The organism is Nocardioides salsibiostraticola, from assembly GCF_054783655.1.
Map to the genome: position 1 here is coordinate 467,750 of NZ_BAAGQD010000025.1, position 10,225 is coordinate 477,974.

Sequence of the window (10,225 nt, forward strand, 5' to 3'; positions counted from 1 at the left end):
CGAGACACCGACGGGTAGGCGCTAGACATGCGTGCCGTGATCTTCGATCAGTTCTCCCAAACGCCGGAGGTCCGGAACGTCCCCGACCCGCAGTGCCCCGAGGATGGGGTGGTCGTGGAGGTGGTGGCCACCGGTCTGTGCCGCAGCGACTGGCACGGCTGGCAGGGTCACGACGGCGGCATCGCCCTGCCCCACGTCCCCGGTCACGAACTCGCCGGCCGCGTCGTCGAGGTCGGCGCGCAGGTCACCTCGTGGTCGCCGGGCGACAGGGTCACGACCCCCTTCGTCTGCGCCTGCGGACAGTGCCCGACGTGCCGGCGCGGGGACCACCAGGTGTGCGAGCGTCAGCTCCAACCGGGATTCACCCAGTGGGGCTCCTTCGCGGAGTTCGTCGCCCTGCCCCGGGCCGAGGTGAATCTGGTGAGACTTCCGTCCGATTGGGAGGCGCGGCCGGATATCGACGAGTACGACGTCGCCGCCGCCCTGGGGTGCCGGTTCGCCACCGCCTATCGGGCCGTCGTCGAATTGGCGACCGTGCAGGCCGACGACTGGGTCGTCGTGCACGGGTGCGGAGGGGTGGGTCTGTCGGCCGTGATGATTGCCGCCGCCCACGGAGCCCGCGTGATCGCCGTCGACGTGGCCACCGCGTCGCTCGAGCGGGCGGTCAGCTTCGGGGCCGTCGCGACGGTCAACGCGGGCGAGGTCAACGTCGTGGCCACTGTTCGGGACCTGATCGGTGGCGGGGCCGATGTCTCGATCGACGCCCTTGGCGCGGCCACGACCATGCGGAACTCCCTGGAGTGCCTGCGTCCGCGAGGAGCCCACGTCCAGGTCGGTTTGCTGGCCGGCGCCGACGCTCGACCACCGGTGCCGATGGACGTGGTGATCGGCTCCGAGCTGCGTGTGTTGGGCAGCCATGGGATGGCGGCGACCAGCTACCCCCGGATGATGACCGAGATCGCCGAGGGCCGACTGCGACCGGATCTGTTGATCCGCGACCGGATCGACCTGGATCAGGCGCCAGCTCGGTTAGCGGCGCTGAACGACCCGGGAGCCGGGGCCGGCGGGATGACCATCATCCGACCTGGGGACTGATCAGCCGATCACGCCGGCAGCACGCGCGGGTGCGGCGTAGGCCTCGGCCAAGGTCTGAACCGTCTCGTGGGCGTTGAGCCCACTCGGGTTGGGGACCACCCAGAGTTCGGCGCCCTCGAGGTCCTCGGGTTGGCGACCGGGGGCAGCCCCACGGACTCCGAAGCCGGTCCGGTACGCCGTGATGCCGGCGATGGCCACGACCTTCGGCGACACCTCGCGAACGGTGGACCGCAGTTGTTCGACCCCGGCGCGCAGCTCATCAGCCGTCAGTTCGCTGGCCTTGACGGTGGCTCGACGGGCGAGGTTGGTGAGTCCGACTCCGCGCGCGATGAGGTGATCCCGGTCGGAATCGGACATCCCGGCGCCAGGATCGATGCGGCGTTCGATCACACCCGCCGCGAACAACGCCGGATAGAACCGGTTCCCGGGGTGAGCGAAGTGGGTGCCGGTCGCCGCGGTCCACAGCCCCGGGTTGATCCCGACGATGAGGAGCCGGACGTCCGGGCCGATCAGGTCGGGGACCTCGGCGTCCCGGAAGGATTCGAGCTCTGAACGGGTGAACCGGGCCATGGAGACAGTCTTCCATCGCCCCCGGACCGGGGTGTGCCCGAACACTGGAGGGAACCTGGCCGGCCGCAGTACCGTCCCATCATCATGCGCATCCCTCTCGGATCCACCCCAGCTGCCCTGATTGGCGCCAGCCTGACCCTCGTCCTCCTCGCCGGATGCGGTGACGAGACCGACACGGCGACCGACCCGACCGCAACGTCCACGTCCGCGTCGGCCGAATCATCGCCACCGGCCACACCAGCCCCGGAGGCCGACGAGTGGCGTTTGGTCGACATCGTCGCCGTGACGGCGGCCGGCGGGTCCACGTCGACCGAGGTCACCCCGGTCGGGGATCCGGACGATCTCTCCACCTTCACCGACCAGTTCGCGTCCGAGGCGCTCGCGGCGGAGGTGGCCGGCGCGGTGGAAGCCGCCGACCCCCGGCCCGGGCACCTCGTGGCGGCCGCGGTCGTCGCGCTGGGGTGCGACGTACCGACCGAGGTGACGTACGTCGACGGGATGATCCGAGCGGTCAAGGTGCCGAAGCCGCTGCCCGAGTGCTTCGCTCCGGTCACCAGCGTGGCGATCGTGGAGGTCCCCGCCGCGGAGTGACCGCTAGCGAACGGTGATCTCCAGGCCGTTGGGAACCCGACGCTGACCACCGTCGGAGGGCGAGTTCACCACCCCGACGCGGCCGTTCGTCTTGCGGGCGACCAGTGTCGAGGATCCGCCGCCGTCGAGATTGAGGGCCTCGTCCGCACCCAGGGTGACCATCCGCTCGGCCAGTTCGACCATCGTCAGGCCGCGGCTGAAGTTCTGACGCCCGTCGACGACGAGGAGGAACAACCGGTTGGCGTCGTAGTCGATGCCGATCGCGGTGCGGGGATGCATCTCGCGGTCGTCGACGACCTCCACCCGGTTGTTGCGCAGGAGGAAGCGGTTCCCGGTGATCGCGACCGTGGGACGTCCCTTGAGCCAGGCTCGCACGGTCGCCTTGCGGCCCTTCTTCAACCGCGCCAACGACCGGGCGCCCTTGCCGCGCCCGATCAGGACCTTGCCCTTGATGGCCTTGCCGTGGGTGAGCCGGGCCGAGTTCGACACCACCCGCCCACGTCGTACGACGACCATCCGGACGTTCTTCCGCTGCCCGCCGGTGACCCGATAGCCGTTCGTGGAGCCCCATTCGTGGGTGTAGACCCCGATGCCCCCGCGGCGGATCTCCGGTGCGTTGACGTTGGTGATCTTGAAGCGCGGGTGCTCCTTGACCACCGCGCGCATGGGGAGACGCCCGATGTCGGGGCGACCCTGACGGTCGATGGAGAAGGCGTTGTTCCAGCCGCCGCGCGGGGCGTTGAGGAGGTTCTCCTGCCGGTCCTGGCCCACACCGAGAGGTGCTCCGGTGTCACCGATGTCGAAGAAGTCGCCGTTGACGCCTGCGACGGCGTCGTGGCGTTTCAGGATCCGGGTGAGTTTGTCCGGCTTGGAGAGCTGCCCCGAGTAGGCGTAGTCCAGCGAGGGGCCCTTGGTCGCGAGGTCGACGACAAGCAGCGACCCGCGCACCGGCCCCCGGGGCGTGGTCTCGTCGTAGGTGGTCGCCTGGACGCCGGGCACGACCTCCCACTGCTTGCGGATGGTGGTGCTGATGGCGGCCCGTTGGCCGGCCGCCCGCGGTGCCGCGATCTCGCCGACGACGCCGTCGGAGGTCTGCTGACGGCGTGGGCCGACGAACTCGTCGTCCGGGGAGCCCGCGGCAGCGGGCTGGAGGGGAAGCAGGGAGACGCCCAGCGCAATCGCTGTCGCTACGGCGTGGGGCAGTCGGGGTCCGAGAGGAAACACTCGGACAGGGTAGACGCCGCGACGGGGTCCGCGCCGGGTCTAGCCAGGATCAGCGACGCCCAGGTCAGGCGCAGGAGCCGGACCCCAACAGGGCGAGCCCCTTGAGGTCTCCTGGGCCGAAGTCCGAGCGGCCGACGTTCTCGGCGTACATCAACTCGCTGCTGTCCTCGACGTGGTCCAGCCCCAGCAGGTGGCCGAACTCGTGCATCACGATCGCCTGTTGTTGCCGACGGCCGGCCGGGGCGGACTCCAGGCTGTCGAAGGCATCGGCGTCCAACACGATCGTGCCCGCGACGTACTTGCTCCGGCCGTTGACCGTTCGCTTCACCGGACCCCCGAGTCCCGCAACGTTGCCCTCGAGCCGCGGGACCTCCTCCGCGGTGGCCCATCCGATGAGGACCTGGTTGGGGCCCGGATCACGGTTGGAGAAGTTCCGGTCCGTCGTGGTCCCCTGATAGCTCAGCGAGAGTCCCGAGGCCTCGCTCACCTCGGCGGCCGAATCCTTGACCAGATTCGCCCAGTCGTCGGGGGCCTGAGCCGAGTTGACGACGTACCGGATGGGTTCGCAGGGGCTCCAGGTCACCGGCTTGTCCGAGCCCTGGAGAGTTTCGAAGAACTCATAGCTCCCCTCGCCGCCCGGCGCCACGGCGTCGATGATCCGGTCGTCGATGCCGAGCACCCCCCGGAAGGCGTTGCCGCCTGTGCCGCCGTCGAAGAGCAGCACGACCACGGTGACCACGAGCGCCAACAATCCGGCCAGGTAGGAGCGGGACCGGTCGTTCAGGGTTCGCTGCTTCGGGGCGTCGTACGCCGCAGGGGTGTGGCCGTGCAGGGGGTAGTAGCGCTGCGGATCGCGACCGAGCGGCTCGACCTCCTCATGACCCGGCGCCGTCTCGATTCGACGCAGATCCTCCTCGAGTTGGCGGCGCCACTCGCGCTGGGTGCGCTCGAGCTCGCGCTCACGTGACCCCCGACCGAATAACCCCACGCCCCCATGTTCCCTGCCGCGACCAAAGCGCGCGCCCGAACCGGTTGTCGGGTCTGGAGGAACTAGGGTCGCGGCGTGGTGTGGAACCGGTTCGTCGAGGGCGACAACCTCGATGTCCTGGCGTCCATGGACCCCGGGAGCGTCGACCTCATCTACATCGACCCGCCGTACAACACCGGGAACGACTTCGCCTATCGCGACAACACCGGAGGCGCACCCGGTCCGGCCCGGCATTCGGCCTGGGTGGAGATGATGCGCCCCAGGCTGGTGGCCGCCCACCGGGTGTTGGGCCAGACCGGAGCCATCTTCGTCAGCATCGACGACATCGAGGCCGCTCACCTGCGGCTGCTGATGGACGAGGTCTTCGGCGAGACCTCGCGACTGGCCCAGATCGTGGTGAATCTGAACCCCAAGGGACGCCAACTCGGCGGGGGATTCGCCACCAGCCACGAGTACGTCCTGGCCTACGCGAAAGATCCCGCGGCCTGTGTGCTGGACGCCAGCACCACCGACACGGTCGATCCCGCGGACTTCCCGTTGATTGCCCCCGACGGCCGCCAGTTCCGACACCTACCGCTGCGCAACACGAACAAGAAGTTCAACCCCGTCACCGCCCGGACGCTGCACTTCCCCGTATGGGGATCGCCAGATTCGGGGGAGGTGCGCACGACACCCTTCGAGGGGGCCGTCGAGGTCTCCCCGATCTTCGGCGACGGGACCCCGGCGGTCTGGCGGTGGAGCCGACCGCGCATCGAGGAGCGCCCCGACGACCTGGTCTGCCGGTGGGTCCGCGGCGTCCGGGGTGATCGGGTGGACGTGTTCCAACGAGACTGGCTGCACCCGGGCCGGCGGAAGAAGCTGCGCACGATCTGGTTGGCCGAGGAGATCGGGTCGACCGACACCGCGGTGGCCGAGTTGAAGGCCCTGGTCGGCCATGTCTTCGAATCGCCCAAACCGACCGGACTCGTACGCCGCATCCTCGCCACCATGCCCCCCGATGCCCGCGTCCTGGACTTCTTCGCCGGGTCCGGCACGACGGGTCACGCCGTGGCGCTGCTCAACGTCGAGGACGGGGGCACCCGCACCTGCGTCTCGGTCAACGTCGCCGAGCCGACCCGACGCGGCTCGAACGCCGACCTCGCTGGTCTCGCGACGGTCGCCGACATCACCCGGGCCCGCCTTCGGGCCGTGGATGCCTCCGTGGGGGGAGGGTTCGAGGAGGGTTTTGAGGAACGCGACGCAATAAGCGCCACCTGAAGGGCCAAGGAGGCGCCTTTTGCGTCACGAAGCGACGCGGAGGCGCCTCAGCTCGCGCTGAGCCACCCGCTCCGCCAAGGGGCGAGGCGAGACGAACCAGTGCGGAGGCTCGAGCGTCCACTGTGGCTGGTAGCGACGGGCACGGGATCGCGCGGCTTCCATGCGAGCCACGATCCGATCGGGCTGATAGACGTCGGCGCCGACCACCGCGACGTACTCGAGACCCGCGCCCCGGAAGTCGCTTTCTCGACGGATGTCTTGGGTATGTCGTTGACGCGACCGGTGCTCGGCCCCGTCGTACTCCCCGATGATCCCGAGATGAGGATCGAGGAGGTCAGGGGTCCCGAGCAGCCGACCCGACAGGCCGAAGACGGCCTGATTGCACAAGGGCCGAGGCCAACCCGCTGACCGCTCCCACACCAGGCGAAACCGTGTCTCCATCGGTGACCGGCTGTCCTCGACCGCCATCCCGAGGGCCACGAGGTACTGGTCGCCACCACGACTTCGACGGAGAAAGTGACCGAAGCGTTCGATGGTCGTCAGCTCGGCGGCAAGCGTCATGTCGATGGCGATCACCTGCTCGACCAGGTCATCGATGGAGCGAAGCTCATCGAGCAGAGCCCGATCGGGGGAGGTGCAACGGACGCCCCACAGGGTGACCACCTCGTGCGCCTCCAGGCGGTGACGCGTGTGGGTCGTGGCGGGATTGGGTCGGAGTCCGTCGTTCGCGAGCGACAGCGGAACGGGAAGTCTGGTGGTGCCGTTCCCAGCGACGCCATCGAAGAACTGAGCGCCGTGCATCCGCAGCGAGGACCACCCCGTCACGGCACCTGAGCGCAGGCGCATCGATTGTTCGAGGATGCGTTGCTCGGGAAGGTGGGGGTCCACGTGACTGGGCACGTAGAAGCCGTGGCTCGTCTGTCGCCACCTCGAGCGCCTGGCCGAGCTTCTGGTCGGGCCCGCGACCCCTGAGTTGTCGAGTCGCACCGGCCGGGTCAGGGCCGGGGGGTGGCTGATGATCGGATCCCAACGATGCATGGATCTCTTATCTCGCGGTCCGACGTACGTCGCAAGGACGTGCCACGCGACCTGTGGACAACCCAGATTGTCGTGCTGCGAAAAGCGCCTCGAAGTGCGTGAACGGGGCGCTTTTCGCGCCACGAATCAGATCCCGGCGGCCTTCTCCAACGCCTTGACCTCGTCGTCGAGGAAACCCAGCAGGCGCTGCAGGTGGGGGACGGTACGCCGACACCCGGTGAGGCCGAAGGCCATTTGGCCGTCGTAGGAGCTGCAGGTGATGTTGAGGGCCATCCCGTTGATCGGGATCGACAAGGGATAGGACCCCATGAGTTGCGCGCCGTTCCAGTAGTGGGTGGTGCGCGGGCCGGGGACGTTGCTGATGATCAGGTTGTACGGCGGCCGCATGATCCCCTGCATTTTCAGCAGCGGGCCGAGGATCGCCGGGGCCTGCCCGATGGCGCTCATCGCCATGATCTGTAACGGGGTCATCGTCGACAGGGCGTCCTTGCCGTCCTTCATCGACTTGTGGATGGTCGAGAGTCGTTTGCCCGGATCGTGGAGATCGGTGGCCAGTTGCACCATCACCGACCCGACGGCGTTGCCGCCCTCGGCAGAGGCGATCTGGGACTGCTTGGCGTTCAATCCCACCGGCACCATCGCGACCAACGGCGCCGAGGGGAGTGCGTCGAGTTCCAGCAAGTAGGTCCGCATGGCGCCCGAGCACATGGCCAGGACGACGTCGTTGAGGGTGGTCCCGGTGGACTTGCCGATCCGACGCAGCCGCTCGATGGGCCAGTCGTCGGCCGCGAAGCGGCGTGATCCGGTGATGTTCTCGTTCAGCAGGGTCCGAGGCGCGTAGAGCGAGAGGGCGGAGGTCTCGTTGCGCAGCCCCTTGGAGATCGTCTTGACCAGGGCGCCCGGCATACCAGCCGCCTCCGCGCTGATGCCGTACGCCGTGCGTAGGGCCGAGATGGGAACGGCGGCGAGGTTTCTCTCCGCCTGCTCGACGGCCTTGGTCACCTTCGCCGGCCCCCGCGCGCCCCACGGGGCGGGCATGTTGCGCTTGTCGGGGTCGGTGCTGAGCGAACTCTGGAGCAGCCGTGAGGCGGAGATTCCGTCGACCAGACCGTGGTGCATCTTGGTGTAGAGCGCCACGCGGCCGTCGCGCAGGCCCTCGATGACCGTGGCTTCCCACAAGGGTCGCTCCCAGGCCAGGCGGGTGCTGTGCAGGCGGGAGCAGAGCTCCAACAACTCACGGACCCGCCCCGGCTTGGGCAGGCCGCTATGGCGGACGTGGTGTTCGACGTCGAACTGCTCGTCGGGACGCCAGACCAACTGCCCGCCCGTCTTGACCGACCGGTGTGGGGTCTTGAGGAAGAGCGGAGCGATCTCCTCGGTGTCCCGCATCGACTCGTACATCTCGCGGACGTAGTTGCGTCCGGCCCCCTCGGGTTTCTTGAACAGCTGAAGGCCGCCGACGTGCATCGGCATGTTGCGGCTCTCGGTGAGCAGGAATGCGGCCGAGGTGGGATCGATCGGTGTGACCACGAGAAAAGCCCTTCGTCGGGGAGCTGAGGGGTCGATCTTCGCTCGCCGTGACCCAGGCCACAAGCATGGCCCCAGTGGGCGGGACGATCAGCCCAGCGAGGCCCGCAGTTCGGCGACCACGGAATCGACCACTGCGATCAGGTCACCACCCGTGCTCGCGGCGACGGCACGCTGGCGACGGTAGGACGGTCCGCGCTCCACCAGGTCCAGGACCGAGGCCAACTCGGCGGCACAACCCAATCGCTCCGCCAGGGGCGCCAGTCGCTCGACCTCGTCACGCAGGTCGTCGGTGATCAGGCGCTCCTCGCCCTCCCCGTCGACGATGACGATCGCATCGAGGCCGTAGCGCGCCGCCCGCCACTTGTTCTCCTGCACGTGCCAGGGCGCCATCGTGGAAAGGCGCTCGCCGGCGGCCATCCGCTCGTCGAGGTCGACGACCAGGCACTGGGTCAGCGCGACCACAGCCGCGAGATCCTCGAAGGAGGACAGGCCATCACAGATGCGGTTCTCGAGGGTGCCCAGGTGCGGTGCGGGGCGCAGGTCCCATCGGATCTCGTTGAGCTCGTCGATCACGCCGGTCTTCAGCAGGTCGGCGGCGTACCGCTCGTAGTCGCTCCATTCCTCGAAGTGGAACGGCAGCCCTGCGGTGGGCAGTTGTTGGAACATCAGGGCGCGCGTCGAGGCGTAGCCGGTGTCGTGGTGACCCCAGATGGGGGAGGAGGCCGACAGGGCCTGGAAGTGGGGGTAGTAGCGAAGCAGCGCCGTCTGTACGTTCAGCACCCGGGACTTCTCGGGCATCCCGACGTGGACGTGGACACCCCAGATGAGCATCTGCCGACCCCACCACTGGGTGCGGTTGATCAGCTCGGCGTACCGGTCCCCGGCGCTGAGTTCCTGCTGGGTCCAGGACGCGAACGGGTGCGTGCCGGCGCCGTAGAGATCGAGGCCCAACGCTTCCCCAGCCGGTACGACGACCTCGAGCGTCCGGCGCAGGTCCGCCATGGCGTCGCCCACGGTGGGGCAGATGCCGGTGACGATCTCGATGGTGTTGCGCAGCAACTCCTCGTGAACCCGGCTCGGGTCATCCAACTTCGGCTTGGCTCGGGCGAAGAGGTGCGATGCGTCGTTGCGCAGATCGCGGGTCATCCGGTCGACGAGGGCGAACTCCCACTCGACGCCGAGGGTGGGTGCTGCGGAAGGGGTGAATTCGATCCGCACAGGAGTCAGCCAAGCACAGTCACCCGGTCGAGGAACGATTGTGCTCGCCCGTCGAACGGTGCCTGGGCCTCCGCGAGGTCGCGTTGCAGGGTGGCGGCGCGGTTCTGGGTGCGGTCGACGACGTTCTGTGGATAGTCGAGTTGGACGCGGTGCCGCTCGAACTCGTCGACGTCGTCGAGGTAGATCGACCCGTCGCTTCGTCGGATGACGTCCAGGTCCAGGTCGACCAGCCGGGCCGTGGTTCCCTCCCAGACGGTCGGGGTGGCGAGGTCGACGTACACGTCGGCCCAGATGCCCGGCGCGTGAAAGGTCATCGCGCACCAGTCGTCGTGGGGGAGCAGGGTCACCGAATCCACCGGGCTGTCGATGGCCAGGCCCGGGCGCCAGTGGTGGGTGCCGGTCGGGAACCCGACCCACACCCCGAGGTCGTCAGCCCCGAGGTACTGCCCGGGGTGGACCCAGTGAGCGGCGCCACCCCACTTGGTGGTCTCGATCCGGATGGGGTCGCCGAGGACGAAGCTCATCGGGTCAGGGTCTCACCCCGGCGCTGGTTGAGGTGTGAAGGCCGCCAGGCATGGCGACGGCGGTGGTTGAGGTGTGAAGGCCGCCAGGGTGGATTCAAGCGGTCGGCGCAACACCGGGGTTGTTGTTGTGGTTGAAGAGTAGTTCTTGCAGGGCTTCGGCGGGGGTCTTGAAGCCGAGGGTTTTGCGGGG

The 10,225-nt window shown here is 68.5% G+C and carries 10 protein-coding genes; 3 read left to right on the plus strand and 7 right to left on the minus strand.

The features are described 5' to 3' along the window. The first annotated feature begins 27 nt into the window (after positions 1-27). Positions 28-1,095, plus strand: coding sequence for a zinc-dependent alcohol dehydrogenase family protein (locus ACYVLV_RS14515; RefSeq protein WP_460810987.1), 1,068 nt, complete (start codon positions 28-30; stop codon positions 1,093-1,095). On the opposite strand, the gene ACYVLV_RS14520 is transcribed toward ACYVLV_RS14515, so the two are convergent. Further along, entirely contained in the window at positions 1,096-1,665 is a 570-nt protein-coding gene (locus ACYVLV_RS14520; protein ID WP_460810988.1) for a mismatch-specific DNA-glycosylase, read from the minus strand. Between the two features lie 84 nt (positions 1,666-1,749). Between ACYVLV_RS14520 and ACYVLV_RS14525 the strand changes: the two genes are divergently transcribed. After that, positions 1,750-2,256 (plus strand): hypothetical protein, encoded by a 507-nt coding sequence (locus tag ACYVLV_RS14525; protein ID WP_460810990.1) that lies wholly within the window; start codon positions 1,750-1,752, stop codon positions 2,254-2,256. Between the two features lie 3 nt (positions 2,257-2,259). On the opposite strand, the gene ACYVLV_RS14530 is transcribed toward ACYVLV_RS14525, so the two are convergent. Next, the gene (locus ACYVLV_RS14530) at positions 2,260-3,480 is read right to left on the minus strand and encodes a phosphodiester glycosidase family protein (RefSeq protein ID WP_460810992.1); all 1,221 of its coding nucleotides are present in this window, start codon (positions 3,478-3,480) and stop codon (positions 2,260-2,262) included. A 64-nt stretch (positions 3,481-3,544) separates the two neighbouring features. Continuing rightward, positions 3,545-4,468 (minus strand): matrixin family metalloprotease, encoded by a 924-nt coding sequence (locus tag ACYVLV_RS14535; protein ID WP_460810993.1) that lies wholly within the window; start codon positions 4,466-4,468, stop codon positions 3,545-3,547. A 75-nt stretch (positions 4,469-4,543) separates the two neighbouring features. Between ACYVLV_RS14535 and ACYVLV_RS14540 the strand changes: the two genes are divergently transcribed. Beyond that, on the plus strand, positions 4,544-5,725 hold the full coding sequence (locus ACYVLV_RS14540) for a site-specific DNA-methyltransferase (RefSeq protein ID WP_460810995.1): 1,182 nt from the start codon (positions 4,544-4,546) through the stop codon (positions 5,723-5,725). Positions 5,726-5,749: 24 nt separating this feature from the next. Here ACYVLV_RS14540 and ACYVLV_RS14545 read toward each other — a convergent pair whose 3' ends face one another. The 4 genes from ACYVLV_RS14545 to ACYVLV_RS14560 form a co-directional block, all read right to left on the minus strand. After that, entirely contained in the window at positions 5,750-6,625 is an 876-nt protein-coding gene (locus tag ACYVLV_RS14545) for a hypothetical protein (RefSeq protein ID WP_460810997.1), read from the minus strand. A gap of 264 nt (positions 6,626-6,889) precedes the next feature. Beyond that, complete coding sequence (locus tag ACYVLV_RS14550) at positions 6,890-8,293, minus strand: WS/DGAT/MGAT family O-acyltransferase (protein ID WP_460810998.1); 1,404 nt, start codon at positions 8,291-8,293, stop codon at positions 6,890-6,892. Between the two features lie 87 nt (positions 8,294-8,380). Further along, positions 8,381-9,511, minus strand: a complete 1,131-nt coding sequence (locus ACYVLV_RS14555) for a glutamate--cysteine ligase (RefSeq protein WP_460811000.1) — start codon at positions 9,509-9,511, stop codon at positions 8,381-8,383. A gap of 5 nt (positions 9,512-9,516) precedes the next feature. Further along, positions 9,517-10,035 carry a DUF402 domain-containing protein gene (locus tag ACYVLV_RS14560; RefSeq protein ID WP_460811002.1) on the minus strand — a complete coding sequence of 173 codons (519 nt, stop codon included), beginning with the start codon at positions 10,033-10,035 and terminating at the stop codon, positions 9,517-9,519. Between the last annotated feature and the right edge of the window lie 190 nt (positions 10,036-10,225).

What these genes read in the sequence shown, in the direction of transcription:
- ACYVLV_RS14560 (WP_460811002.1), bottom strand. Translation starts at nt 10,035, where the DNA reads ATGAGCTTCGTCCTCGGCGACCCCATCCGGATCGAGACCACCAAGTGG.
- ACYVLV_RS14520 (WP_460810988.1), bottom strand. Translation starts at nt 1,665, where the DNA reads ATGGCCCGGTTCACCCGTTCAGAGCTCGAATCCTTCCGGGACGCCGAG.
- ACYVLV_RS14525 (WP_460810990.1), top strand. Translation starts at nt 1,750, where the DNA reads ATGCGCATCCCTCTCGGATCCACCCCAGCTGCCCTGATTGGCGCCAGC.
- ACYVLV_RS14515 (WP_460810987.1), top strand. Translation starts at nt 28, where the DNA reads ATGCGTGCCGTGATCTTCGATCAGTTCTCCCAAACGCCGGAGGTCCGG.